Genomic DNA, 24,526 nt, shown 5'->3' with positions numbered 1-24,526 from the left:
TCAACAATTCCAACTACTCGCCGAGCGCAGTCGTGGCAAAACCACGCACGATAAGCCGTAGCGCCGCAGCGGTATCGCCCAACTCGGTGTTCGGGCAGGACTCTGCCCGTGCATTGGGCAGCGGGGCCTCATCTTGAGCCCACACAACGGCCTTCAACGGTACCAGTTGGTCTTCGCCGTCAATGAATGGGTCATAGAAAATATCTTGTTTTTGTTGTTGTTCCTCCATAGCCCGGGGTAATTCCTCTGGAGCCACAAAGCTCGAAGGGATTCCGCGAGCAGACCAGAGCGTTGCGACGAGTTCCGCAACAGCGAGTCCTGGCTGACGAAAAGCAGTGTGAATCACGCGCGCTCCCTCAACGTATTCGCGCAGCTGCCTGGCTGGATTGACCGTCTCGTCCCGCTCGGGAGAAAGCTGCTGGATTTCCTCGTCGAGCTCATCGGCGTAGTCGTTGAGGCGCTGCTGCAGAATACGGGGGTCTTCTTCCAGCGAATCCAACACTAAGGAGACAGCTCCGATGGTGCGCATCGGCGATCCTCCGGCAGAAGTTGGCAGTGCTGGGAGCTGGATGACTGAGGCAGGTGCGTCGTCGATAATTGGCCCTCGTGCTGGTCCTGCCAGGACGACGCTGGCCCCGCGGTTGGTGGCGGCGATGAGTGCTTGGGAGATGTCATCGTTTTCTGCGACATCGCCGACGACCAGGACGATGTCGAGCGCTCCGACGAAGGTGGGCAGTGATTGTGTGATCACGATGGGAAAGCGCAGCGGGATACGCTGATTGACCACATAGCGAGCCCCTGCGCGCGCGATTTGATCGGTGACCAAAATAACCACGCTGCGCGGAATCTCGCCGCGAAGCGTAGCGAGCTGATCCGTCGCCCCCGCAATGGCACGCAATTGGGCGCCTTCGTGGGCGACGTCGAAGAAGCGGACCGTTTCGCGGTCGTAGTCCCCGGAGCCCTCGTAGTATTGGCGGTCGTCTTGATAGTCCTCGGAGCTGGAATCCATGAAACCCAGACTAGCTTTCTTCGTTGCGGATGTAGGCGAGAATTTCTGCCGATAGGGTGTCAACTTGCTCGTGCGTCTCGGCCTCGACGTTGAGGCGCAGCAGTGGCTCCGTGTTCGAGGCGCGGACGTTAAACCATGCCTTGGAGCCCTTCAGCTTGACCGTGACGCCGTCGAGGGTGTCGGTCGCCTCGATCCGGTCTGCGAGCCCGCCGAGCACGCGCTGGGTCGCTGCGTCTTGGTCGATGACGGTGGAGTTGATCTCGCCGGAGGCCACGTAGCGCTCGTATTCCGCCATCATTTCAGACAGCGGCCCATCGTATTCCGCCAACGCTTCAAGCACGTGGAGCGCGGCCAGAAGGCCGGAATCAGCGTTGAAGAACTCAGTGAAGTAGTAGTGCGCGGAGTGCTCGCCGCCAAAGATCGCGCCGGTGCGCGCCATTTCGGCCTTAATATAGGAGTGTCCGACGCGCGTGCGCACCGGGGTACCACCGTTTTCGCGAATAATCTCCGGTACCGCCTGCGAGGTGATCAGGTTGTGAATGATCGTCGCGCCCGGACGCTTGGCCAGGTAGCGTTTTGCCACCAGCGCCGTAATCGCCGACGGGGAAACGGGCTCGCCCTTTTCGTCGACAACGAAGCAACGATCGGCGTCACCGTCAAAGGCCAGGCCAATATCTGCGCCCTGCTCGACGACGAACTTCTGCAGATCCACAAGATTCTTCGGGTCAAGCGGATTCGCCTCGTGGTTCGGGAAGGTGCCGTCAAGCTCGAAGTAGAGCTCGCGAATATCCATATCTGCCAGCACCGCCGGCACGGTCAACCCGCCCATTCCGTTGGCTGCATCGACTGCCACAACCAGGTTTTTCCCCTCGGTTGCGGGCACCAGTTCGCGGAGATAGGCAGCATAATCGCTCAGAACATTTCGCTTTTCGACGACGCCGTGGTCACCTTCGTAAGCGGGCACACCGTCAACCAGCATGTCTGTAATTTCCGCCAGGCCTGAATCCTGCGAGACCGGTGTTGCTCCCGTGCGACACAACTTGATGCCGTTGTACTGCGCCGGGTTATGAGAGGCAGTAAACATTGCACCGGCGCACTTGTAGTGACCGGCCGCGTAATAGAGCTCGTCGGTAGAAGTAAGGCCTAAGTCAATCACGTTGAGCCCCTGCGAGTTCGCGCCCTTGGCAAAAGCCTGCGCTAGCTCAGGCGAGGAAGGGCGCATGTCGTAGCCGACGGCGATGGTGGTTTCGCCCTCGCCGCGCAGGATGGAAGCGAATGCTGCGCCTGCGTCGTGAACGAATTCCGCGTCAATATTGTCACCGACGACGCCCCTGACGTCATAGGCCTTGATGGCGCTTGAAACTTCCTCACGAGTACGCATATGGCAAACCATTCCTTTTTCTGTATTCCCGAGTCAATAAATCAAAGTTCGAGTTTACCTGCAGTATTCAATTAGGCGGGGATCTTGCCGATGTTAATTATTTTCTTCTGGGTCCGGCACGACCCGCAAGTGCGCACGCCTTGCATGCTTGAATTCTTCAAGCCGCTTAGTGCGGTAGACGGGGTGGTTGGAAGTCCCGGGGTCGATATAGTCGCGGGTTCCCTCGTACTCGATGGGGTCGTGGCCTGGCTCCACCAATCCGGTGGTCACCCGACCTGCCTCGCGGACTGCTTCGGCCAGAGCCGTGACTTCCTCGTCATCGTCGTCAAGCGCGATGTGGTCGACGCGGAGCATTTCCCAGCCCAGCGGTGCCGTGATGCGGCTGGCGTGGGTTTCGCACAGGTCCCAGGAATGCGGTTCGGCGTCAGGCGCAAGTGGCCCCACGACCGCCGTCGATTCTGCGTAGGCATAGGTCAGCGTGGCTACGGCTGGGCGGCCGCACCCGGTTCGGCAACAACGACGGAATGTACTCACGATTACCAAGTCTAAACCCGAACTTGATATTTGAGAAGTGTTAGCTCGGCGTGGTCACCCCTATTCACTTGCCGAGGCAATACTATATGTAGCCATGAGCTCCCACGACGCACTGCATTTGCGGACCGGTCGCGACCGCCACGGTCGCGGTCCTCGTGGCCCCCTTTTGCCTGTTGCGGTGCCGCGCTACCGCACCAGGTCCATGCGCTTCGACCAAGCAGTGCTCGAGGCCTATGCTCCGCTACAGAATGCCTACTTTGATCAACTTGCCGGGGTGGATCTTGCCGTGGACACCGTGCCACGCATGCGCCTGCGCGCTGACGCATTACTTCCCGACGACATCGTGGCCGACGGCCCGGTTCCGCTCGGACGTATTCTCCAGGCGGGCGTGGACTCCCAAGGGCGACCTACTCGTGCTCGGATTGTGATTTTCCGGATGCCCGTGGAGCAGCGCACCGCAAACATGCAAGAACGGTCAGAACTCCTGGCGTGGATTCTGACCGCTTTAGTGGCGAACTATTTAAACCTCGACCCGACAGATATTGATCCTGGGTTTCAGTACTAGCTTCTAGCCGATCTGTTTTTTCAGGCGACGCCGTTCGCGATCCGAAAGGCCTCCCCAAATCCCGAAACGTTCATCGTTTTCAAGGGCATATTCCAGACATTCATCCCTGACCGCGCAGGCCTGACAGATGCGTTTTGCTTCTCGGGTGGAGCCGCCTTTTTCCGGAAAGAATGCTTCAGGATCCGTCTGCGCACACAGCGCCTGATCCTGCCATTCCTGTTCGACGATGCCGAACAACTCATCGAGAGTCATCTCGCCTGCGGCGCCGCCACGGAGAACTGCGTTTTCAGCCATGTCTTCCACGCTAGATCCTTTCTCCTGTGGTGTATTCGATACTAGTTTCAGTGTTGTTCTGGTTGTACTGAAGTAATTTTCACTTCACTCCCAAGGCTTAGCTCGGGTGGCGCAGCAATTACATAAATGTGATTCAACACGGTTTCCACAAATAGCGTCAACCTAAATCAAAGAAAGTAGCCTCACTTTAAGGTTGCCCCCAGGTGAGTCGCCACTCCAGTCACACGAGTAACATTTACACAGGTACGGGGGTGGAGCGAGGGGGCACTACATGTAGTACCCCCTCGTGTTTCGAGAAACTAGTTCGCGCTTCCCCGGCGTGTCGCTTAAGCGTCCGGGGAGAAGCGCACCCCCGAATCGGGAATCGTAACCCCAGGCCAGACGCGCATTCCGCCCATCAGCTCACAACGAGCGCCAATTACGGCGCCTTCACCAATCACACAATCGGTCAGGCGTGCATTCGCTCCAATTGTCGCGCCGGCGGCGATGATGGAATTTTTTACGATCGCTCCAGGTTCTACAGTGACCCCTTCGAAGAGCACGGAATCGTCGATACGCGATCCGGCGCCGACCTCAACGCCGCGGCCGATCGCCGTGCCGCCGACCAAGATCACGCCGCCGGCGATGCCCGCAGACTCATCGACGTAGCTCTCGCCGGTCTTGCCCTTTAACAGCGGCGAGTAAGCGATGCCGCGCACCAGGTCGGAGGACCCCTGGACGAAATCGTCCGGGCGGCCCATATCGCGCCAATACGAGGTATCAACGTGTCCGACAACCTTGGCGCCCGCGGAAAGCAGATTCGGGAAGGTCTCGCGCTCGACGGAAACAACGCGGTCCGCCGGGATTTTCTCGATGATTTCGCGCTTGAACACGTAGCAACCCGCGTTGATCTGGTCGGTCGGAGGATCCTCCGTTTTCTCCAGGAAGGCGAGCACATTGTCGTTCTCATCCGTGGGCACCGAGCCGTAAGCACGCGGATCGGGGACGCGCACAAGATGCAGGGTCACATCGGCGTCGTGGGTGTCGTGGGTCTCCAAAATATCTACCAAGTTGGCGCCGGAGAGAACATCACCGTTAAAAACCATGACATTGTCGTAGCGCAGCTTGTCATAAACATTGCGGATGCCGCCGCCGGTGCCCAGGGCGGACTCCTCCACGACGTATTCAATCTCCAGACCGATGTCTTCGCCGTTGCCGAAATACTCCTCGAAGACCTCTGCCTTAAAGGATGTACTCAAAATCACATGGGTGATTCCGGCCTCACGAATCCGCGCCAACAAGTGCGACAGAAACGGGAACCCGGCCGTAGGCAGCATCGGCTTCGGAGTGTTTACGGTCAAAGGGCGCAGCCGGGTGCCGCGGCCACCCACCAAAATCACTGCGTCGGTCGAAGAAGGATCCACCATCGTGTTAAACCTCGTGTGTTCGCTCTGTAATTTATTGATATTTAAAACTATCAGGAAGATTTGCCCGCAAGGCGCAACTCAACGCCCTCGCGCAGTTTCAGACCTGCAAATAACGCCCAGCGCAGTGGGGCTTGCCAGGTTCGTGGATGGCGATCCGATTGGAACCGATAGGCCGAGGCGTGATGCGCCCGCAACGTCAGCTGGGAGTGTGCGTTGGCCGAATGCCCCTGGTCATGGACGATTTTCGCGGCCGGGCAGTATTGGTTGACCCAGCCCGCACGCGTGAGCCGATCGCCGAAATCAATGTCCTCAAAGTACATGAAATAGCGCTCGTCGAATCCGCCGATCTGGTCAAAAGCTTCCCAGCGAACTGCCAGACACGCGCCGGACAGCCACCCAGCGGAGCGCCCTCGATCCATCTCCTCCCCACGCTTATAGGCAGCGGTAAAGGGATTTCCCGGCCACACTTTCGACAGCAGCGCATGCCCAATGCCCGTAACCAGGTTTGGTTGGTTGCGCGCCGAGGGGTAGGCCGAACCGTCGGCCTCAACGATCTGCGGGCCGGTAGCGCCACGATCGGACTCGGCAAAGAGGCAGCGTGCGAGCTCATCGATAGCCCCGGGCATAAATTCCACATCGGGGTTCGAAATGACGAAGTAGTCGGGTCGGACCAGGCCCTCGTCGCGAAGCGATGCTAATCGACGAGCTGCCGCATTGATCGCCGGACCGTAACCGAGATTCCCGCCGGTGGGGAAAAACTCGACGTTGGCGTAATCCTGCGCGGCCTGCTCGGGCACGCCGTCCGTTGAGCCGTTATCGGCCAGGATGACGTAAGTCCCGGAGCTTGCGGCCTGGGGCAGCGACTCTAGAAAAGGTGCGAGATGGCGCCCCGGCGAGTACGTCACGGCGATCACGGCGACGGGTAGGTCGTGCGCGTGTGGCGTGGGTTCGTTTTTGATCACAATGGCCCAATCCTACCTATTGATTTCGCCGAGCTGGGTATTCGGATCTCGGTTTTGCGCGCGCGTGTCGTATAATTCAGGTCACTTGTGTCGAACGGTCGATGCGTCCCCTTTTCGCGGCGGGACCACGCCCCGGCGACACCCTGAAAAGTATTAACCCCGAGCAGTTTAAGGTGTGTGACCGCGTGAGTCCTTCCCATCGAAGTAGTCGCGAGTTTCAACCCGCGCCGAGCAACTTCCGGGATGTGTCCCAAACGGGAAACAAGTACCTCAAGGCGCTCCTGACGATCCTGACCGTCGTGATTGTGGTCATTTCCGCGATCGGCTATTGGACAGTCGGGCGCCTAGACAACCAAATTTCCGCCTCCGAGCTGTTGCTTGGCGGCAAGGGCGCCCAAGGCAATGCGCCCGACGGCGCGATGGATATTTTGTTGGTCGGTTCAGATTCGCGCACGGACGCGCAGGGCAATCCGCTTAGCGACGAAGAACTCGCCCGGCTCAATGCTGGCCAAGCCGATGGTGAGCGCAATACCGATACCATCATGGTGATTCGTATCCCGAACGATGGATCCAAGGCCTACGCGGTATCCATCCCGCGTGATACTTATGTGCACACGCAGGACTATGGAAACGTCAAGATCAACAGCGTCTACGCCGCAAATGCTGCCGATCGGCGCTCCACGCTTCTCTCGGAGGGCCAAAAAGAAGGCCGGAAGTTGGAAGAAGATGTTGCCAGTGCTGGCCAGCGCGGCCTAATTAGTGCCGTGGCTGACCTGACTGGTGTTGAGGTCGATCACTACGCTGAAGTTGGTCTGCTGGGCTTTGTTCTGCTCACAGATGCCATTGGTGGCGTGGATGTGTGCCTGAATGCACCGGTGAAAGACGAGTTCTCGGGCGCGGATTTCCCGGCGGGTCGCTCCACCCTCGACGGCACCCAGGCGCTCGCCTTTGTGCGCCAACGCCATGGCCTTCCGCGCGGCGATCTGGACCGCATCGTGCGCCAGCAGGCCTACATGGCTTCTTTGGTGCAGAAGGTCTTGAGTGCTGGCACGCTGACCAATCCTGCAAAGCTCAGCGAGTTGGGCACCGCGGTAGAGCGTTCCGTAACCATTGACAAGGGCTGGAACATCATGGACTTCGCCTCCCAGCTGGCAAGCCTGGCGGGCGGCAACGTCACCTTTACCACCATTCCGGTGACCTCAATTGACGGTACCGGCGACTACGGCGAATCCATTGTCACCGTCGACCCAGCTGCAGTGCACACCTTCATGGAGGACATGGCTAAGACTGATGAGCCAGCTCCAAGCGATGCGCCGGCAACCGGTACCCCCACCCAAGATGCCGGCCCCGCTGTGGATCCTGTGTTAAATTCCTACGGCATCCAGGTACTTAATGCGGGCACTACTGCAGGCATGGCCGGTGGCGTGGCTTCGTGGCTGAAAGACCAAGGTGTCAGCGTTGAGGGTTCCTCCAACGCCATGGAAGGCGTCTACTACAGCTCCCAGATCGTGGCCGCCGATGCCAACGACCCAGGCGCACTCGCCCTATCCGATCTGCTCGGTGGGCTGCCCATCACCACGAATGCCGGCCTTGATTCCAGCACCTTGATCGTTGTTACTTACAACGACTACACCGGCCCGCGCTCGGACACCCCTGCTGCGGATGTCTCCAGCGAGGCTCCCGTGGGTACCCCGGGCGCCGACTTTGGCCAAGCCGAGGTCGCCCCGGAGATTTCGGCGGGCTCCGATGGCCCCCGCTGCGTGAACTAGTCGGACTCTATTCCGACTCTATTCCGACTCTATTCCGACCAGGCCAATTCGGAGAGCGCCTCGCCGTCCATCCAGCGCTGCATTGTCTGCACCGTCTGGGTGGTATCGGCCAGAATCGTGGTGCGGCGCGGGGGCGAGACCTCAATGGTAAATCCATTCAAAGACGCGAGGTTCGTGGCCTTGATATAGGTAGATTCGTCGCCGGGATCGTCGAGGTTAAAGCGCGAGATCTTAATAAAGTCCTCGTCCTCGCTCATCGATTCCACAATGGGTTCTAGCCCGGCGCGGCTCGCACCGAGGCGCAGGTCGTCGTCGCCACGCAATTGATACATGAACTCCACGTCCTCGTCGCCAAAGCGCAATACCTCTTTGTCGGTGCGCATGCCGTAACCCTCGGCGAGGGCGACGTCGTCCAACCACGCGAGAACGTCATCCTCGAGGCCTTCGGCGAGGCCAAAGGTGACCTCGCTGTCCGTGAGCTGTGCGGATCCGAGGCCTTCGATTTCATCTTCCTGAGCCAACCTCAGCACAGTATCTCGGATCTGCTCGGGAGAATCGGGCTTTCCAGAGGCCCGCGGTGGAGAAAATAGGGTGATTGATGTTGGATTCATGCCCCTATTATGCCCTCGTTTGGCCCTCCCCATTCGCGCAGGCAGTAGCCCACATCGCCCCACGCTATGCAAAAACCTTATTAGCGCGGGCTAAAACAAGTATTGGACGCAATAGGTAGTTATTTGGGATCGTATCTCTCGAGCACAAACGTGTGATGCCCCTAACAGTGACCCAAAACTGTGGCTCATACCCGTAAAGGAGATATCCGTTGTCCAACTCATCGCAATCTGCCAAGGCTGAAGGGGTGCGCCCATGATCGTCGCCTTCCTGGGCATCATTCTCGCCCTCGCCCTGCTGATCACCCTGGCCTACCGCGGCCACTCCGTGGTTGTCGCTGCACCGATTGCAGCGCTTGTGGCCGTCATCTTCTCTGGCGCCCCACTGATGGGCAGTTACACCCAGATCTTCATGCCAGCGCTGGGTAAGTTCATCATCAGCTACTTCCCGCTCTTCCTCACCGGTGCGATCTTCGGCCAGCTGATGGTGATCAGTGGCTTCGCCGAGAAAATCGCGCGCTTCATCGCCTCGGTGTTCGGCAAAAAGCAGGCCATCTTAGTCACCGTAGTGATCACCTCGCTGCTGACTTATGGCGGTGTCAGCGTCTGGGTCATCGCGTTTACCATCGTGCCAATTGCGCGCGAGATGTTCCGCCAGAGCGACGTCTCCCTGCGCCTGCTGCCGGCCACGATCGTTTTGGGTTCCTTTACCTACGCCATGGCCGGTCTGCCCGGTACCCCACAGGTGCACAACGCCATCCCGACGCCTTACTTCGGCACCACCACCTTCGCTGCTCCCGGGATCAGCCTGGTTGCCTGCGCGGTGACTTTCGCGCTGGGCTACGGCTGGCTGCGCTTCCGCCAAGCAAACCTGGCCGGCCGCGGCTTGGGATTCGCGGAGTTGGGCGAGGCGGCTGCCCGCCACGGCGACGCTGAAATCGCCGCCGAGACCAAGGGCATCCAGTGGAAAGACGCCATCGGACTGGTGCCAATCCTGATCATGGTAGCCATCAACGCCCTCTACACCTACGTCATCGGCCCGAACCTAGACACCTCCTACCTCGCCGAGGAGAAGTTCGGCTCCACCACCATCACCTCCGTAATCGGTGTCTGGTCAGTGACCATCGCGCTGGTCATCGCGTGTATTTCCGTGTTCATCCTGAAGCCAGGTTTGTCACGCCAGCTTATCGAGGGCATCAGTGAGGGCGCCCGCAAGTCCGTCCTGCCAGTGTTCACCACCGCCTCCGAGGTTGGTTTCGGTGCCGTTGTGGCATCGCTGGCCGTGTTCACCGCCTTCCAGAATTCGCTGTTCAATATCAGCGAGAACCCGCTCATCGTCGGTGCCGTGGCCACCGCGGTGATCGCAGGTATCACCGGTTCGGCCTCCGGCGGCATGTCAATCACCCTGCAGGCTTTCGGCCACCAGCTGGCCACCATGGCCACAGACCAGGGCGTTAGCCTCGAGCTGATGCACCGCGTCGTGGCAATGGCCTCCGTTTTCGCCGACGCCCTGCCACACAACGGCGCCGTAGTGACACTCCTTCTGGTCTGTGGCCTCAACCACCGCCAGGGTTACAAGGATGTCGCGGTTGTCTCCATCGTCGTCGCGCTCATCGGTGTTGCCGTCCTCGTTGGTTTGGGTCTGATCTTCAACTAAGATCAGCCGCGCGCACCTGCCCGCCCGAGTTCTCGAACTCGGAGCGGGCCTTTTCCATGAGGTGGTCGTCGTGAAGCGTATCGACGATCACCTGTCCCAGGCCCACCGCCGAGTCGATCGCCGCGCGCACAGCCTCGTCCGTTGCGGCGTAGTCGGCGAACTCCTTCGTGTGCAGGGCAACACCGGGCGGTGCGACCTTGACCGTCGGATGGATGCCCGGCACCAATTGCGAGACGTTGCCGAAGTCCGTCGAGGCCGCCTGGGAATCCGGCAACACCCCAAAGGGAAGGACTTCGCGTCCCCGGGAGGCCTGAGTCTGCGCCCACCGGTCCGCAAGAGTGATGTTATTTCGCACGGGTAGCGACATCGGATGCGTATCCCAGGAACGCTCGACTTCCACGCCGGCCATCAGCGCTGCGCCGGTCAGGATATCGTCGAGACGCGAGCTCAAATCCATCAATGTGTCCACGTAGAGGGAGCGAACGTAGATGCTCATCTCGGCGCGCTCCGGGATGATCGAGGCGCGGTGGCCACCCTCGTCGATGACCGCGTGGATGCGATCGGACGGCGGAATTTGCTGCCGTAGCAGGCCAATGCCCTGGTAGACGAGGTTTGCGGCATCGAGTGCGTTGCGTCCCATATAGGGTTGCATCGACGCGTGCGCCGCAGTGCCTTTGAATACGACCTTGAGAGTGCGCCGCCCGATCCACGTGTGCGCGGAGAGATCGTAGTTGAAGGGGTGGATCATCACCGCCGCGTCGATGCCGTCGAGCATGCCCGACCGGATCATGTATTCCTTGCCGGTATGGCCCTCCTCGGCGGGTGTTCCTAGGAACACGACCTTGCCGGAGCCGATGCCCGCTGCTCCCAGGAACGCACCGACGCCGGCGGCCGCGATGATGTTGTGTCCGCAGGCATGGCCGATGCCGGGTAGGGCGTCGTACTCGGAAAGCACGGCGATGGTGCGATGGCGCGTCGGGTCGAAGTCCTGGCTGTGCCATTCGGCGCGCAAGGCCGTGGGCAGGCTATGGGCACCACGCGTGACGACGAACCCCTGCCTCTCCAGGGTGGTCGCCAGCACCTCAGCGGAACGGGTTTCCTCGAAAGCGAGTTCAGGGTTGGCGTGCAAATCGCGCACGATGAACGCCAGCTCCTCGCGGATGGCTTCGACCTGCTCGGCGACGCGCTTCCACAAGGCGGCCTGGCCTGGATAGTGCTCGGTTTCCGGGGGCTGCGCGGGTTTGGTGCTACGCATTTTCTCCCGGACGACCGCATCCATGTGCTTCAGGTAGGCGTCTGATGGTTTCACGATGCTCCTTATATCTTTTTATATCTTTTCGCGTTACAAGAACACTCCCACACCCGGGCCCAGTGGCAAGTCGGCGTAGTACCAGACTGCCAGAACGAGCACCCAAGAAACCCAGAACGGCACAACATATGGCAGCATCCGAGAAATTAAGGTGCCCAGGCCGGCCTGTGGTTCGTAGCGCTTGAGCATGCCCAACATCACGATCATAAATGGGTTCAGCGGTGTGATCACCTGGGTCGCGGAATCGCCGACGCGGAAGGCCGCCTGGATAAATGCAGGTTCGTAGCCGAGCAGAGCGAACATGGGAACGAATACTGCTGCCATGAGCGTCCACATGCCAGAGCCGGAAATAATCAGCAGGTTCAGACACGACGCTAAAACGATGAAGGCGAGGATCGCGGGGAACCCGGTCAGCCCGATGGCCTCTAGGCCTGCGGCGCCTTGGACCGCGGTCCACGTGCCAATTCCCGTCCACGAGAACAGCGCCACGAACTGGCCCAAGATGAAGGCGAGTACTAGGAACTCGATCATGTCGATCAGCGACTGAGCCATCATCTCCACCACGTCGCGCGTCTTTTTAAGGGCGCCGACATAGATGCCATAGACCAGACCCGCGACCAAGAAATAGGCGAAAACCAGGAAAACAATACTGTCAAGCAAAGGTGAGGTGGGAAGGAACCCGCCCTCGTCGTTACGCCAAGGAGACCCGGAAGGAAGCACGGCGACAAGCACTAGGACGGTGAGGATCACCAGCGCGAACAGTGAAGCCTTGAGGCCGCGAGATTCCTGCGCGGTGAGCTCGGGCGAGATCTCGGCGTTGGGATCCTCGTCGGTCTGTTCCGTGGGGACGTTTTGTTTCCAGAGGCGCGGCTCGACAACGCGATCGGTGATGTAGCCCGCGAGTGCACCGAGGACGAGGGCGGAGACAACGTTGAAGTAGTAGTTCGACAGCGGGTTAACTTCCGTGGTTTCGATGCCCGGCAGGGATTCCATCACCGCGTTGGTAATGCCCGAGAACAGCGCGTCGAGGCTCGTGGGCACAAGGGCTGTGGAATAGCCCGCGCCAACCGAGGCGAATCCACCGATCAGACCCGCCACCGGGTGACGACCAGCCGCCTTAAACACCATCGCGGCCAGCGGCGGCACAACCACCCACGCCGCATCGGCCATCACCGAGGCGCTCACACCGACGATGCCCACCGCATAAGGCAGGACCCACTTCTTCGCCGAGCCGAAGAGCTTGCGAATCAGCGCCGCCAGCATGCCGGTTTTCTCCGCGACACCCACGGCGAGCAGGATCGGCAGCACAGTGACTAGCGGCGGGAAGCCGATATAGTTCTCGCCGAGGTTGGTGGTCAGCCAGACCATGCCCTCGCCGGTAAACAGACCCTTGATTTCGAGGGTGTCGCCCGAGCCCGGGACTTCCACCGACACGTTCATCAGTGCCATGATCGTGGACAGCAGGCCCGTGAGCAGGAACAGCCCAAGGAAGAGGGCGAATGGTTCAGGCAGTTTATTGCCCAGCCACTCGACTCCCCCGAGGATTTTGTCGGTGAGTGATCTGCTTTGTTCGGCCTGCGGTTCGGCCCTTTGTTCGGCCCTTTGTTCGGCCATGGCGTACTTCCTTCGTCTGGTCGGACTGTGACTCGGCCCAACTTAATCGTGAAGTCGAACACAAAAGTCTATTCAAATACTTTTACATAATGTGATCACCCCCACGTGGTGTTTGTTCCTGTCAGATCACTCGCATGTGGTTTTTGCCTACGATGGTTCGCATGAGCTTGCTGCAACCTCTTCTTCGCACCGATCCCGCCTCGCCCCGCCTGACGGTCTATAACGAGACCACCGGCGCCCGCATGGAATTTTCGGCGACTACCTTGGACAATTGGGCAAACAAGATCGGCAATATGTTGCTGCAGGAATTCGACGCCGACGAAGACACCCAGATCCGTCTCGATCTGCCCATCTCCTGGCAGTCGGCCGTAATCCCGCTCGGAATTTGCAACGCGGGCGGCACACCTTTATATTCGGGCGACGATGCCGACATCGTGTTTACCACCCTGGAAAATTTCCACGACTGGTCCACCACCGACGATGTGGTTGTAGTGTCCGATGATCCCTTCGGCCGCGGCATCGAGGAATCGGGCGGCGAGCTGCCCCTTGGTGCCGTGGACTTCTCCCCCACCGCGCGTTTTTATGGCGACCAGTTCTACGGCCAGGCCCCCGACCTTCAGCAATGGGCCCAGCCGGATGTGAAGGGCGAGCGCTACCTCATCAACGGCTGGTCAAACAGGGAGGAATTCGACCGCCGCGTGATGTCCGTCCTGGCCGCCGACGGCTCGATAGTTGTGGTCACCGGCATGGCCTCGACCGATCGCATCAACGAAATCGCCCAGATGGAAAAGGTCACGCACCCATTGGGCGATCTTTGATCTAGCTCAAGGAACCTAGCCTGCTGGCCCCATAGATTCAGGAGTGTCAACTAAAACTCTTTGAAAGGACACTCCCATGACTACTAGTACCAATGCTTTGCAACAGGCAATCGTCGATACGCTTCCTCAAACCGCCAAAATCGTGAACACGGTGGTGAAGGTACACGGCGAAAATCACCCGAACTTGGCGCAGGTCAAGGCTGATTTTAGCGATCTCGCCGCGGCTCTCAACGCCGATGATGCCGCTGTCGCCCGCGAGGCACAGGCGCGGCTGCGCAGGTCCGCGGAGGATTTCGTCACTCCTGCCGACGGTTGCGAGGGCTACAAGATGATGAATGAGCAGCTCTCCGCGCTCGATACGGCAGTCACATCGCTTTACGACGAGCTCCCGCACGCTTCATCGCGTGCCTGATCTTTCGCCAGATCACCCGCGTGATGGAATGCGGCAGCGCGCCGAGCTCGCGGACATAGTTGGCGGGCTTGTCGCTACACGGCGTTGGGGCCTTGGTCACCGAAATGGGAATTCCTAGGTGCCGGGCCCACACTTTTGTGCGCGAGGAGTGGAAGTCGTTTGTCACCACATCCAGGCGCTCGGCGTCGGGCGCGAGCGCGCGCGAGTTTTCCAGGTTCTCGTTGGTCGAGGTGGCTTCGTTTTCCTCAACGATGTCTTCGCGCGGCACGCCGTTGCGCACCAACCACTCGGCCATCGCGCCGGCCTCGTCCTTGCCGCTGACAATGATGGGTCGCGGGCCTGTCTGTATATATAGGTCTCGCGCAACTTTGAGACGCTCCACCAGGATCCGCACCGGAAGCCCGTTTTTGGTTTTGGCGCCCAACACCACAATGGGGTCCACGAGCTACTCGCCCATGAGGCGCTGCTTGAGCGCTTCGTCCTTCTTTTCCACCTCGGCTGCAAGGTTGTCTTGGTAGTTGGCCATGCGCTGCATGATCCGGTCGTCGCCGGTACCAAGCATGCGAGCCGCGAGCAGACCTGCATTCTTCGCACCGCCGATAGATACGGTAGCCACCGGCACACCGGCGGGCATCTGCACGATGGAGAGCAGAGAATCCATTCCGTCGAGGTCTTTTAGCGCGCGCGGGATGCCGATCACTGGCAGCGGGGTCGCCGCGGCCACCATGCCGGGTAGGTGCGCGGCACCACCGGCGCAGGCGATGATGACTTTCAGACCCTTTTCGCGCGCCCCCTTGGCGTAGGCGAGCATGCGCTCGGGCGTGCGGTGCGCGCTAAGTACGCCAACTTCGAAGGGAATGCCGAACTCGGCAAGTACTTGTGCGGCTGGCTCGACGGTGTCCCAGTCGGAATCGGAGCCCATGATCAGTCCTACTAACGGTTGCATGGGCTTTATTCTGCCATGCCGATTCCGCCGGGGTGCATTAAACCCAGGTCGCCGTAACCAGGAAGTTCGCGGCGGCACGGGCAATGTTGCAGGTCTCCGTCGGGTCCTGACCAGTCACGTTGACGTGGCCGATCTTGCGCCCAGCGCGCCAAGTCTTGCCATAAAGGTGCACCTTGACCTGCGGGTAGCGCTCCATCACGATGCGCACGCGCTCATGCATCGGCAGCTCAGGGTCAATGTCACCGCCAAGCACGTTCGCCATCACGGTCGTCGGTGCGGTCTGATCCGTCGAGCCAAGCGGCCAATCCAACACGGCACGCAGGTGCTGCTCAAATTGGCTGGTCACGCAGCCGTCCTGGGTCCAGTGACCCGTATTGTGCGGACGCATGGCCAACTCGTTAACGCTCACGGTAGGCTGGCCGGCCTCGTCGAGATGCTCAAACAGCTCCACAGCCAGCACACCCGTCACACCAAGCTCAGTGGCGATGCGCTTAGCCAGGTCCTGGCAATAATCGGTGAGTTGTTCGCCGAGATTAGGCGCCGGTGCGATCGCTTCGACACAGATGCCGTTCTTCTGCACGGATTCCACAACTGGCCACGCCTGCACCTCGCCCGAAGCGCTGCGCGCAACCATCGCGGAAAGCTCACGCACAAAAGGTACTTTGCGCTCGGCCATCAGCGGCACGCCTTCGCCAAGAAGCTTTACGACGAGCTCACGCAGTTCTTCCTTGCTGTCAGGGAACCAGACACCGTGTCCGTCGTAGCCTCCGCGCGTGGCTTTTAGGCACACCTCGCCGTCAACGGCGTCCCAAAACTCGCCGGCCTGGTCTGCCGAATCGATGCCGAAGAACGCAGGGATAGGTGCGCCAATCTCGCGCAGCTTCTTGCGCATGACCAGCTTGTCTTGGGCGTTGACTAGTGCTTCTGGGCCAGGCTGAACGTTGAGGCCCTCGTCGATAAGCGTGCGAAGGTGCTCCGTAGGAACGTGCTCGTGGTCGAATGTGACGGCGTCGGCGCCTGCGACGGTGCGGTGCAGGTCATCGAGGTTGGTGTAATCGCCGAGCTCGACATCCGGGATGACCTGGGCGGCCGAAGAATCCTTCGCACCCGCCAAAAGACGCAGGTGAATGCCCAATTCGATGGCTTCGGTCTGCATCATGCGGGCGAGTTGGCCGTCGCCGATAACGGCAACGGTAGGGACAGTCGTTTCTGGATTCGTCATGGTGATTGATCATACAGCCGTAGACTTGAAAGTATGAAGGGCATCGTTCCGCACACAATTTTCCAGAATTCGCTCATGTCGGGCCTGCTTGACGGGATTTACGACGGCGAAATGACCATCGGCGAAATACTTGGCAACGGCAACTTCGGCCTGGGCACCTTTGATGCGCTCGACGGCGAAATGATCATCATCGACGGCGTCTGTTACCGCCTGCGCGGCGACGGCACCGCCAGCATCGCGGACCTCGACGACCGCAGCCCCTTCACCGTGGTCACAAACTTCGTTCCCCGCATCACAGAGCAGGCGCCGGAGGGCATGCGCCGCAGCGAACTTTCCGCATTCATCGACAAGATGGAGCCCTCCGCAAACTACATGTACGCCGTGCGCATCATCGGGCATTTCGACGAGGTGGTCACCCGGACCGTCACCAAACAGGAAAAGCCGTACCGCCCCATGACCGAGGCGGTGGGCGACGACGCCGAGCTGCATTTCCACGATGTCAGTGGCATCATTGGTGGATTTCGCACCCCAATCTACGAAAAGGGCATCGGCGTGCCGGGCTGTCACGTGCACTTTATCGACGACGCGCGCTCCACCGGCGGGCACGTGCTGGATTACACGGTGCGCGAAGCCACGATTGAGCTCTGCCCCGGCACGAACCTAGATTTGCGCCTGCCGCTGACGAAGGAATTCGCCCGCGGGAACCTATCGCCAGATGATCTGGACTCGCAGATCCACTCCACCGAGGTAAAAAGCTAGTAAATTTCGCGCGGGCGGGTGCGCAGGATCTGCTCGACCTTCTTCGATTTGCCTACGTTGGCGAAGTAAATCGGCCGGTCAAAGCCATATACAGCCAGTGAAATCCCGCCCTTGTAGCGACGCGCGGAGTGAATCTGGTTCAGCGGGATCGAATCAACCCGGTTGCGCAGCTCGCCTGAGCGCGCGAGCACCCGCTTGTTGGTAACCATGAAGCGTTGTTTCCGGGATTTCAGCAGCGGCAGGCCGAAACGCCACACGGCAAGCAACGCCCACAGCGCGACGACAAGGTTACGAATCTGCACGTCAATCGCCGAACCAGGTTGATCCATGAACCCGATCACGATCCAGCAGATTCCGGTGATCAGCACCAGTTCTAGGAATGGGAAAACAAGCGAGCTCAGCGGCGCGCACATGTCCGCGCGCACATACTCTCCCCTGCCCAATTTAAACCGTGCCATAGGTTGTAAGTCTACCGCGGGCGCAAGTGCGTGACGTCGCCGGCGGAATAGGCCACGCTATTAACGACGATTTCACCGTGGTCATTGACACCGTCGACCGTTCCGAAGATGTCTCCACCTGGGGTGATCAGCTTTACTTCCTTGCCGATGCTGGAACATACGTCGCGGTAGTCGTTGAGTAGCGCCGGGTCGTTTACGCGCCACTGTGCCAGGCGTTTGCCCATCGCGGCCAGCAGGTTCGCGGTCAGTTCCGTCCAGTCGTAGTCGATGCCTGCGAGTCTTAGCGAGGTGGCGTGCTCGACCGGGAGTTGTTCTTCCGTGAGCGCCACATTGAGCCCAATGCCCACGACAACGCGGGGCGTATCGGAAGAGAAGTCGGCCTCGGAGAGGATTCCGGCGAGCTTCTTGTCGTGCAGCAGTACGTCGTTGGGCCACTTCAGGCGGGCGTCGGGCAGCACATCGATGACGGCAAGGCCGACTGCCAGGGGAATGAGGCCGATGTCGGCGGCCAGGGGGTCGTCGATAAGCACTGATAGTGACAACTGCGAACCCTTCGGTGACTGCCACGCGCGACCCAGGCGGCCCTTGCCTGCGGTCTGTTCGCCGGCGATGAGTGCGCTGCCGGGCGTGCCGCTGGCGAGTAGTTCGGTGTTGGTGGAGCCGACCGTGTCGAGGTAGGTGACGGTTGGCCACCAGCTGGTAACGCGGGTGCGTACGGCGTCGATATCAATTAGGGTCATTTGCCCAGGTTACCTTGCCGAAAACGTAATGTGGCTCACGCGTGTCAAACTATTTCGGAATAAGAAACTATTTTTGACCTGCAACGATACCGATAGTGACATATGTCACGGCGATTCAATGGTGGATTATCGCTGGCCAGTTGTCTAAACTTCCAAAACATGACAGTTTCCTCAAGTTTCACAGATCTCGAGAACATCGCCGACAACCAGACCACTGCCGGCAAAATCGCTGACCTGAAGAAGCGCCGCGCCGAGGCTGCCCAGCCGATGGGCGAGAAGGCGATCGAAAAGGTACACGAAAAGGGCAAGCTCACCGCACGCGAACGCCTCGACTACCTGCTCGATGAAGGCTCCTTCGTGGAAACCGACCAGCTCGCACGTCACCGCACCCACGACTTCGGCATGCAGGCCAAGCGCCCAGTTACCGACGGCATCGTCACCGGCTGGGGCACCATCGACGGCCGCGAAGTCTGCATCTTCTCCCAGGACGGCACCGTCTTCGGCGGCGCGCTCGGCGAAGTCTACGGCGAAAAGATGATCAAGATCATGGAGCTCGCCGTGACCACCGGCCGCCCACTGATCGGTCTCTACGAAGGCGCCGGCGCACGTATCCAGGACGGCGCCGTCTCCCTGGACCTGATCGCACAGACCTTCTACCAAAACATCAACGCCTCCGGTGTTGTCCCACAGATCTCCGTGATCATGGGCGCATCCGCCGGTGGCAACGCCTACTCCCCTGCGCTGACCGACTTTGTCATCATGGTGGATAAGACCTCCAAGATGTTCGTTACCGGCCCAGACGTGATCAAGACCGTCACCGGCGAAGAGATCACCCAGGAAGAGCTCGGCGGCGCGATGACGCACATGACCACCGCTGGCAACTGCCACTACGTGGCGAAGAACGACGAAGACGCGCTCGATTACGTCTCCGACTTGGTTTCCTTCCTGCCTTCCAACAACCGCACCTTCGCCCCTGTTGAGGAGCACACCAAGGACGAGGGCAGCGTTGAAGAGAACATGACCGCCGACGACCTCGCGCTCGACGGCATCATCCCGGACTCCCCGACCCAGCCGTACGACGTGCGCGAAGTGATTGAGAAGCTTACCGACGACGGCGAGTACCTCGAGATCATGGAGCAGCGTGCGGAAAACGTTGTCATCGCCTTTGGACGTATCGAAGGCCAGTCCGTCGGCTTCGTCGCTAATCAGCCCAACGTTTACGCTGGCTGCCTGGACATCGACGCTTCCGAGAAGGCCGCGCGCTTCGTACGCACCTGCGACGCGTTCAACATTCCTATCATCATGCTGGTCGACGTCCCGGGCTTCCTGCCTGGTGCTGGCCAGGAGTACGGCGGCATCCTGCGCCGCGGCGCGAAGCTGCTTTACGCCTACGGCGAGGCGACCGTACCGAAGATCACCGTGACCATGCGCAAGGCCTACGGCGGCGCATACTGCGTGATGGGTTCCAAGGGCCTGGGCGCCGACGTGAACCTGGCATGGCCAACCGCGCAGATCGCCGTGATGGGCGCTGCCGGAGCCGTCGGCTTCATCTACCGCAAGGAGCTCGCCGAGGCACGCGAGAAGGACCTCGACGTCGAAGAGCTGGCAAAGAGCTTCGAGCGCGAGTACGAGGACTTCATGCTTAACCCATACCTCGCGGCTGAGCGCGGCCTGATTGACTCGGTCATTCTGCCTTCCGAGACCCGTGGCGTTATCGCGCGCAACCTGCGCCTGTACAAGGACAAGAACGTGACGCGCCCAGCGCGCAAGCACGGAAACATCCCGCTGTAAAGATTGCTTTGATGCCCCCGCTGTGTGCGGGGGCATTTTTAGTTTTGCACACTTAAGTCTTTAGTTTTTCGATCAAGTATTACACTCATTGAGACGCTTTCATACGCGTAGTCCCAGTGCACCCCGTTGATTCCACGGAGAACGTCCCAATGGCTTCCATTTCTGACAAGGCCGCTCGGCTATTTAAGTACCTCGCTGAGCGGCAGCGCTCGGACGAAGACGTTGTATTTCAAACTTCGGAGTATCTGACAAAGGGTGGGGCGATACTTCGCCTGGGCAGCCTCTTTTCATCCAACGATTCAAATGGCTGGGTACGGTTTTCGGAGCATGTTCACAATGAATCAACTAGGTCCGATGACTATGTTGTTTCATTTCATCGGCCAGTGCATCCCGATTTCCCTCAGGTAAGCGGTGAGCTGGCCCCTTGGATTTCGAAAGATCGATTCGACCCCGATCAACGTCCACGTGTCTTGGAGATGTCAAGTGTCGACGACGGCCCCTCCTCATCTTTGGCCTCCAGAAGAAATCGGGACATCGAAGATTGGCTTGAACAGTGGGATATCTGGGCTGCGAGCGCTAAGCATCACAACTTGTATCAAAAGGCATTGAAGCTGCACACTCGTGCGATCCGGAAATTGGACGATTTTGTCCTCGTTCTCGGCCTCGGCAGCCTTGGGTGGAAATTCGATGAAGATCGCGTAATTAACAAGCACCTATATACCATTGTGCTTCACAGTGAACTAGATGAAACGTCCGGCACCGTTACTTTTCGAGTCGGCGATAGCAACCTCCTGCCCGATTTCGCAGCACTGGCCTCCGAAAAACTTCTAAGCAATTCTTTTCACCAGGCCATAGGGCAAGAGTTGGAAAAATTCGACGGCAAGGTGCTAGAGGAATCCTCATTCACCCGATTAGGACAAGTCACGGCCTATGAGCTTCGCAGCGATGCCACGTACACCCCGAATCGAACCAACCTATCCCCGACAAAAATACCGACGCTTTGTTGGGACCCTGCGATAATCCTTCGCCCTCGAAATGATTCAGTCCTGTCCACGGCTTTCGAGGAGATTGCCAATGAAATTTCGGCTACAGGAAAAGCCCCAGCGGGAATAGTTGAATTGTTTAACCTGCTTCAACCAGACCCAATCGATGCAGACCGCCCGATCCCCGGAGCACCCAAAATTAAGTTTGATATCCCTGAAATCCGACCGTTAAGTCTTCGACAGGAGCAGCCGCCGAACCCCTCCCCTGTCGCATCCACGAATGGAAAAGTCTTCTCCTACTCGGAACCTTCCGCTCCGAAAACCGCGCCTAAAACCACAAAGAAGAAGGGGCATTCACTCACATCCCCCTATGTCCAATTTGACGGGTCTACCATTCCTGTTGCGGAGGCCAGCAATTTTCAGCTTGAAACGGGCATTCTTGAAATCCTGAAACGGGAAGGCCCGATGACTGGTGGGCTGCTGCGCTCCCGCTACGTGAAATCTTCGGGAATCCCCTTCGTCAATAAACAACTTGCCTCGCCTCTCAATCGAGTTATTAATCGCATGCTCAACAGCGGTGCGATCCGTGTCATCGGAAACGACTTCCGCAATGGTTACACGGATCGAACCTTTTACCTCCCGAAAACCCCACCTGTGGTCTTAAGGGAACGCGGTCCCCGTCTCCTCGGAGAAATTCCAATCGAAGAGGTCCGCGGATTAATGCGAGAAGTGTTTAAGAAGACCGGAATCGACGACCGAACCGAACTCATGCAACGCACACTCAACGAGTTCGGCTTCGTCAACCTGACCGAAGCCGCCTTCCGGATGTTGCAAGAACCTTATTCCCACATCATGAGGGAAGCACAAAAGTAAGATCTCGCTTCACGACGACCACGTGATGCCCGGTTTCTGTGGAAAACCAGCATCCACGAGGTGGGTTATCCACAGGCAAAAATGCCATGTTCTGCAGGGATTTTTTCTGGCTCTATTGTCAGGGCCATGAAATCACTTGAGAAGTTCGCAGCCGCGTGGCAAGACGCCATCGGCATCCTGGAAGACGCCACCGGAATGAAAACTATTGACCTATGCCGCGTGGGCATGGATGCGCTCATGGCGCAGCGAATACATGGCCTTTCTAAGGTGTACTGCGGGGCGACGCAGGCGACTCGTCGTCAAGCGGAATGCCGCAAACTCGCCCGCGAGAATGGGCACACGATGCATACGCTGGCGGTGATAGAGCAGTTCGTGAAGAAGGTGAAACGGGCCAAGTTAGTGTGGTTAGTGCGAGCCAAACTGTGCAGCGAACCCGCGAACTTGCGCAAATTGCGTGCTCGTGGCGCCGAGTTGTTGAAGCAATATAACCCCAAAGAAAGGCCGGTAAATAAGCCTGCGATTAGTGCGACGGCGATCCCGGGATCGACCTATTCGCGGCTCGTGATTGACGGCCCAAGCCATGAAATTCAGGCTGCACTGGACTCGCTCAAGGCCAATTCTGGGGACGAACATCCCGCGCTTGTGGCCCTCAAGCTTCTCAACGGTGGGTCGAGTGGCGGCGAACCGACGATTACGCCAGCCGTGATTATCTCGCTCGAAGACGCGAAAAAACTCGCAGAGGAAGACGGCGACGACGTGGTTTTGTCGCTGACCAACGGCACACGCATGACAGGCGCCGAATTTGTGAACGCGAAGCTTTCCGAAAACAGCCTGGTCATGCTGGTTGATCCGGTGGCGGGCCCAGTCAATCTTTACGGCACCAGCCGCTTCCCTAGCCCGAAGCAGCGCACGATGTGCAACCTGGAGAATCCGGTGTGCGCTGCCAATGGTTGCGGCGTCGGTGCCGAATACTGCCAGATCAACCACAACGTTGCGTGGAAAAACGGCGGACCGACCAACATGGAGAACTTGGCCACAGTGTGCAAATTCCATAATGGGCGCAACGACGACGACCGCGACAAACCCATGTACGGCCACCTCGACCGGATCGACGGCGAAATTTACCACGTGCCGGCCTTTGGCGGGGAGCCGGTGCTCAATAATCACCCGGTCGCGCAGGGTGGCGCGATGCGGGTGGTGTAGAAATACTCACCCCATCAACCAACCCAATTAAGCTCACACTAAACTGACAGGGTCTTGTCAGCTGCCGTGTCTTTTTGCCGGCACGGTTTTAGGAGAACTTCACATGGGGATCTGGCGCACTCTCGCCATTGGTACCGTCGTCGTTGTTGGTGGTGGTGCAGTTGTAAATGCAGCGTCGGCTGATCCGATCGTGGTCGAATCGATCATCGACGGCGACACAATCGATGTCAGTCAAAACGGCGAAACCACTCGGATTCGACTGCTCAACGTAGATACGCCCGAGATTGGGCGGAACGGCAAACCTTCAGAGTGTCTTGCGAATGAGGCACGCGATTACCTGGCTAGCCGGCTCGAAGTCGGTACCGAGGTGACCCTTGAATACGACGTCGAGCGCGAGGATAAATACGGTCGCACGCTGGCCGGAGTCTTCCAGAATGATTCGCTGGTCAATGCCGAGATCGCACGCGAAGGCCTTGGCGTTGCCGTGGATATCGACCCAAATCACAAGTTCTACCCGGAGGTCTCGGCCGCAGAAGCTGAGGCAGAGGCGCGCACGGCGGGTGTTTTCGCGCTGGGACCCGAGTGCATGGTCGACGACTCGGCGTTTACTGATTCCTTCCAAGAGGCTCAAGGTGCGATCAACGACGCCGAAGATTTCCAGGCTTCTACCCTGCTCGTCGCTGCCGATTATTCGCGAGCCCAGAATCATTCCACCGCTATCGACGAGGCCCTCGTAGCCCTGGCTGCGCTCAAATCAAAGAAGGTCAATCAGTCGGAGTTCCAACAGGCGGCCTACGGGGATCGTTATAAGCAATTCCTCGACGAGGAAGAATCCCGCGCCGAGCGCCAGAGCTCTCGCCTCACCCGGGCCATCGATGAAGAAGACGAACGGCGGGCAGAGGTTGAAGCCATGCGCGAGGAAGAAGAAGCTTCACGACGAGCCGCTGCCGAACGCGAGACTCAGCAAAAGGAAGCGGAACGCATCGAATCCTCCGCTTCGCAGCCGACCCCGCAGCCGACCCCGCAGTCAGGGTATACACCACAAACCGCTCCGCAACCAGCACCTGCTCCTGCACCGGCCCCCGCCGCGCCCGCTGCCGATAAGTACACCGGCTGTCGTGCATACGGCGGAAACTATGCGATGAACTCAATCGACGATAAAGGTCGGCCATACGCGAAAATCGACTGCACGACAAAAGCGCAGATCGGCTAG

At 59.2% G+C, this 24,526-nt stretch carries 24 protein-coding genes; 10 read left to right on the top strand and 14 right to left on the bottom strand.

From position 1 onward, the window contains the following. Window positions 1–13 precede the first annotated feature (13 nt). The 3 genes from ACXZ66_RS03800 to ACXZ66_RS03790 form a co-directional block, all read right to left on the bottom strand. Window positions 14–1,009 (bottom strand): hypothetical protein, encoded by a 996-nt coding sequence (locus tag ACXZ66_RS03800; RefSeq protein ID WP_458750595.1) that lies wholly within the window; start codon window positions 1,007–1,009, stop codon window positions 14–16. 10 nt (window positions 1,010–1,019) lie between these two features. Next, window positions 1,020–2,390, bottom strand: a complete 1,371-nt coding sequence (locus ACXZ66_RS03795; RefSeq protein WP_458750594.1) for a phosphomannomutase/phosphoglucomutase — start codon at window positions 2,388–2,390, stop codon at window positions 1,020–1,022. A gap of 93 nt (window positions 2,391–2,483) precedes the next feature. Then, on the bottom strand, window positions 2,484–2,924 hold the full coding sequence (locus tag ACXZ66_RS03790; RefSeq protein ID WP_458750593.1) for a DUF3499 domain-containing protein: 441 nt from the start codon (window positions 2,922–2,924) through the stop codon (window positions 2,484–2,486). 94 nt (window positions 2,925–3,018) lie between these two features. On the opposite strand from ACXZ66_RS03790, the gene ACXZ66_RS03785 reads away from it, so the two are divergent. Continuing rightward, complete coding sequence (locus ACXZ66_RS03785; RefSeq protein ID WP_458750592.1) at window positions 3,019–3,489, top strand: metallopeptidase family protein; 471 nt, start codon at window positions 3,019–3,021, stop codon at window positions 3,487–3,489. Window positions 3,490–3,492: 3 nt separating this feature from the next. Here ACXZ66_RS03785 and ACXZ66_RS03780 read toward each other — a convergent pair whose 3' ends face one another. The 3 genes from ACXZ66_RS03780 to ACXZ66_RS03770 form a co-directional block, all read right to left on the bottom strand. Continuing rightward, a complete protein-coding gene (locus tag ACXZ66_RS03780; RefSeq protein ID WP_425386893.1) occupies window positions 3,493–3,783 on the bottom strand; it encodes a WhiB family transcriptional regulator in 291 nt (96 codons plus the stop codon). Between the two features lie 326 nt (window positions 3,784–4,109). Next, window positions 4,110–5,189, bottom strand: a complete 1,080-nt coding sequence (manB, locus tag ACXZ66_RS03775; protein WP_458750591.1) for a mannose-1-phosphate guanylyltransferase — start codon at window positions 5,187–5,189, stop codon at window positions 4,110–4,112. A gap of 50 nt (window positions 5,190–5,239) precedes the next feature. Then, window positions 5,240–6,151, bottom strand: coding sequence for a glycosyltransferase family 2 protein (locus tag ACXZ66_RS03770; RefSeq protein ID WP_458750590.1), 912 nt, complete (start codon window positions 6,149–6,151; stop codon window positions 5,240–5,242). Between the two features lie 185 nt (window positions 6,152–6,336). Here ACXZ66_RS03770 and ACXZ66_RS03765 point away from each other — a divergent pair, with 185 nt between their 5' ends. Further along, window positions 6,337–7,920, top strand: a complete 1,584-nt coding sequence (locus ACXZ66_RS03765; protein WP_458750589.1) for an LCP family protein — start codon at window positions 6,337–6,339, stop codon at window positions 7,918–7,920. Between the two features lie 29 nt (window positions 7,921–7,949). Here the strand turns inward: ACXZ66_RS03765 and ACXZ66_RS03760 are convergent, their stop codons facing one another. Further along, entirely contained in the window at window positions 7,950–8,531 is a 582-nt protein-coding gene (locus tag ACXZ66_RS03760) for a hypothetical protein (RefSeq protein WP_458750588.1), read from the bottom strand. A gap of 253 nt (window positions 8,532–8,784) precedes the next feature. On the opposite strand from ACXZ66_RS03760, the gene ACXZ66_RS03755 reads away from it, so the two are divergent. Then, the gene (locus ACXZ66_RS03755) at window positions 8,785–10,185 is read left to right on the top strand and encodes a GntP family permease (protein ID WP_458750587.1); all 1,401 of its coding nucleotides are present in this window, start codon (window positions 8,785–8,787) and stop codon (window positions 10,183–10,185) included. On the opposite strand, the gene ACXZ66_RS03750 is transcribed toward ACXZ66_RS03755, so the two are convergent. Then, complete coding sequence (locus ACXZ66_RS03750; RefSeq protein WP_458751255.1) at window positions 10,178–11,464, bottom strand: M20 family metallopeptidase; 1,287 nt, start codon at window positions 11,462–11,464, stop codon at window positions 10,178–10,180. The two genes, ACXZ66_RS03755 and ACXZ66_RS03750, sit on opposite strands and share 8 nt — an antisense overlap. A gap of 63 nt (window positions 11,465–11,527) precedes the next feature. After that, entirely contained in the window at window positions 11,528–13,108 is a 1,581-nt protein-coding gene (locus ACXZ66_RS03745; RefSeq protein WP_458750586.1) for an AbgT family transporter, read from the bottom strand. A gap of 161 nt (window positions 13,109–13,269) precedes the next feature. Here ACXZ66_RS03745 and ACXZ66_RS03740 point away from each other — a divergent pair, with 161 nt between their 5' ends. Together ACXZ66_RS03740 and ACXZ66_RS03735 are read left to right on the top strand one after the other, a co-directional pair. Continuing rightward, entirely contained in the window at window positions 13,270–13,926 is a 657-nt protein-coding gene (locus ACXZ66_RS03740) for a TIGR03089 family protein (protein ID WP_458750585.1), read from the top strand. 76 nt (window positions 13,927–14,002) lie between these two features. Further along, window positions 14,003–14,338 (top strand): hypothetical protein, encoded by a 336-nt coding sequence (locus ACXZ66_RS03735; RefSeq protein ID WP_458750584.1) that lies wholly within the window; start codon window positions 14,003–14,005, stop codon window positions 14,336–14,338. Here ACXZ66_RS03735 and ACXZ66_RS03730 read toward each other — a convergent pair. From ACXZ66_RS03730 to ACXZ66_RS03720, 3 genes are read right to left on the bottom strand one after another with little or no spacing between them, the layout of a single operon-like run. Further along, entirely contained in the window at window positions 14,292–14,780 is a 489-nt protein-coding gene (locus tag ACXZ66_RS03730; protein WP_458750583.1) for a YdcF family protein, read from the bottom strand. The two genes, ACXZ66_RS03735 and ACXZ66_RS03730, sit on opposite strands and share 47 nt — an antisense overlap. A 3-nt stretch (window positions 14,781–14,783) precedes the next feature. Then, window positions 14,784–15,284, bottom strand: a complete 501-nt coding sequence (gene purE / locus ACXZ66_RS03725; protein ID WP_458750582.1) for a 5-(carboxyamino)imidazole ribonucleotide mutase — start codon at window positions 15,282–15,284, stop codon at window positions 14,784–14,786. A gap of 37 nt (window positions 15,285–15,321) precedes the next feature. Continuing rightward, window positions 15,322–16,506, bottom strand: a complete 1,185-nt coding sequence (locus ACXZ66_RS03720; RefSeq protein WP_458750581.1) for a 5-(carboxyamino)imidazole ribonucleotide synthase — start codon at window positions 16,504–16,506, stop codon at window positions 15,322–15,324. 33 nt (window positions 16,507–16,539) lie between these two features. Here ACXZ66_RS03720 and budA point away from each other — a divergent pair, with 33 nt between their 5' ends. Beyond that, window positions 16,540–17,265, top strand: a complete 726-nt coding sequence (gene budA / locus ACXZ66_RS03715) for an acetolactate decarboxylase (RefSeq protein ID WP_458750580.1) — start codon at window positions 16,540–16,542, stop codon at window positions 17,263–17,265. Here the strand turns inward: budA and ACXZ66_RS03710 are convergent. Beyond that, window positions 17,262–17,723: a hypothetical protein gene (locus tag ACXZ66_RS03710; RefSeq protein WP_458750579.1), complete on the bottom strand. Its 462-nt coding sequence runs from the start codon at window positions 17,721–17,723 to the stop codon at window positions 17,262–17,264. The two genes, budA and ACXZ66_RS03710, sit on opposite strands and share 4 nt — an antisense overlap. A gap of 11 nt (window positions 17,724–17,734) precedes the next feature. Continuing rightward, window positions 17,735–18,463, bottom strand: a complete 729-nt coding sequence (locus ACXZ66_RS03705) for a biotin--[acetyl-CoA-carboxylase] ligase (RefSeq protein WP_458750578.1) — start codon at window positions 18,461–18,463, stop codon at window positions 17,735–17,737. A 159-nt stretch (window positions 18,464–18,622) separates the two neighbouring features. On the opposite strand from ACXZ66_RS03705, the gene ACXZ66_RS03700 reads away from it, so the two are divergent. The 4 genes from ACXZ66_RS03700 (at window position 18,623) to ACXZ66_RS03685 (ending at window position 24,526) form a co-directional block, all read left to right on the top strand. Then, complete coding sequence (locus ACXZ66_RS03700; protein WP_458750577.1) at window positions 18,623–20,254, top strand: acyl-CoA carboxylase subunit beta; 1,632 nt, start codon at window positions 18,623–18,625, stop codon at window positions 20,252–20,254. Between the two features lie 149 nt (window positions 20,255–20,403). Further along, window positions 20,404–22,110 (top strand): hypothetical protein, encoded by a 1,707-nt coding sequence (locus tag ACXZ66_RS03695; protein WP_458750576.1) that lies wholly within the window; start codon window positions 20,404–20,406, stop codon window positions 22,108–22,110. Window positions 22,111–22,236: 126 nt separating this feature from the next. Then, on the top strand, window positions 22,237–23,313 hold the full coding sequence (locus tag ACXZ66_RS03690) for an HNH endonuclease signature motif containing protein (RefSeq protein ID WP_458750575.1): 1,077 nt from the start codon (window positions 22,237–22,239) through the stop codon (window positions 23,311–23,313). Between the two features lie 103 nt (window positions 23,314–23,416). Further along, window positions 23,417–24,526: a thermonuclease family protein gene (locus ACXZ66_RS03685; protein ID WP_458750574.1), complete on the top strand. Its 1,110-nt coding sequence runs from the start codon at window positions 23,417–23,419 to the stop codon at window positions 24,524–24,526.

The organism is Corynebacterium sp. S7 (genome assembly GCF_054401105.1).
The sequence above is the reverse complement of the archived record's forward strand: the minus strand, read 5'-3'. Positions and strand labels throughout refer to the sequence as shown.

Bases quoted from the DNA above. Each gene is read 5' to 3' on its own strand.
- ACXZ66_RS03800 (WP_458750595.1), bottom strand. From the start codon at position 1,009: ATGGATTCCAGCTCCGAGGACTATCAAGACGACCGCCAATACTACGAG.
- ACXZ66_RS03795 (WP_458750594.1), bottom strand. From the start codon at position 2,390: ATGCGTACTCGTGAGGAAGTTTCAAGCGCCATCAAGGCCTATGACGTC.
- ACXZ66_RS03785 (WP_458750592.1), top strand. From the start codon at position 3,019: ATGAGCTCCCACGACGCACTGCATTTGCGGACCGGTCGCGACCGCCAC.
- ACXZ66_RS03780 (WP_425386893.1), bottom strand. From the start codon at position 3,783: ATGGCTGAAAACGCAGTTCTCCGTGGCGGCGCCGCAGGCGAGATGACT.
- manB (WP_458750591.1), bottom strand. From the start codon at position 5,189: ATGGTGGATCCTTCTTCGACCGACGCAGTGATTTTGGTGGGTGGCCGC.
- ACXZ66_RS03760 (WP_458750588.1), bottom strand. From the start codon at position 8,531: ATGAATCCAACATCAATCACCCTATTTTCTCCACCGCGGGCCTCTGGA.
- ACXZ66_RS03755 (WP_458750587.1), top strand. From the start codon at position 8,785: ATGATCGTCGCCTTCCTGGGCATCATTCTCGCCCTCGCCCTGCTGATC.
- ACXZ66_RS03750 (WP_458751255.1), bottom strand. From the start codon at position 11,464: ATGGATGCGGTCGTCCGGGAGAAAATGCGTAGCACCAAACCCGCGCAG.
- ACXZ66_RS03745 (WP_458750586.1), bottom strand. From the start codon at position 13,108: ATGGCCGAACAAAGGGCCGAACAAAGGGCCGAACCGCAGGCCGAACAA.
- ACXZ66_RS03740 (WP_458750585.1), top strand. From the start codon at position 13,270: ATGAGCTTGCTGCAACCTCTTCTTCGCACCGATCCCGCCTCGCCCCGC.
- ACXZ66_RS03735 (WP_458750584.1), top strand. From the start codon at position 14,003: ATGACTACTAGTACCAATGCTTTGCAACAGGCAATCGTCGATACGCTT.
- purE (WP_458750582.1), bottom strand. From the start codon at position 15,284: ATGCAACCGTTAGTAGGACTGATCATGGGCTCCGATTCCGACTGGGAC.
- ACXZ66_RS03720 (WP_458750581.1), bottom strand. From the start codon at position 16,506: ATGACGAATCCAGAAACGACTGTCCCTACCGTTGCCGTTATCGGCGAC.
- budA (WP_458750580.1), top strand. From the start codon at position 16,540: ATGAAGGGCATCGTTCCGCACACAATTTTCCAGAATTCGCTCATGTCG.
- ACXZ66_RS03710 (WP_458750579.1), bottom strand. From the start codon at position 17,723: ATGGCACGGTTTAAATTGGGCAGGGGAGAGTATGTGCGCGCGGACATG.
- ACXZ66_RS03705 (WP_458750578.1), bottom strand. From the start codon at position 18,463: ATGACCCTAATTGATATCGACGCCGTACGCACCCGCGTTACCAGCTGG.
- ACXZ66_RS03700 (WP_458750577.1), top strand. From the start codon at position 18,623: ATGACAGTTTCCTCAAGTTTCACAGATCTCGAGAACATCGCCGACAAC.
- ACXZ66_RS03695 (WP_458750576.1), top strand. From the start codon at position 20,404: ATGGCTTCCATTTCTGACAAGGCCGCTCGGCTATTTAAGTACCTCGCT.
- ACXZ66_RS03690 (WP_458750575.1), top strand. From the start codon at position 22,237: ATGAAATCACTTGAGAAGTTCGCAGCCGCGTGGCAAGACGCCATCGGC.
- ACXZ66_RS03685 (WP_458750574.1), top strand. From the start codon at position 23,417: ATGGGGATCTGGCGCACTCTCGCCATTGGTACCGTCGTCGTTGTTGGT.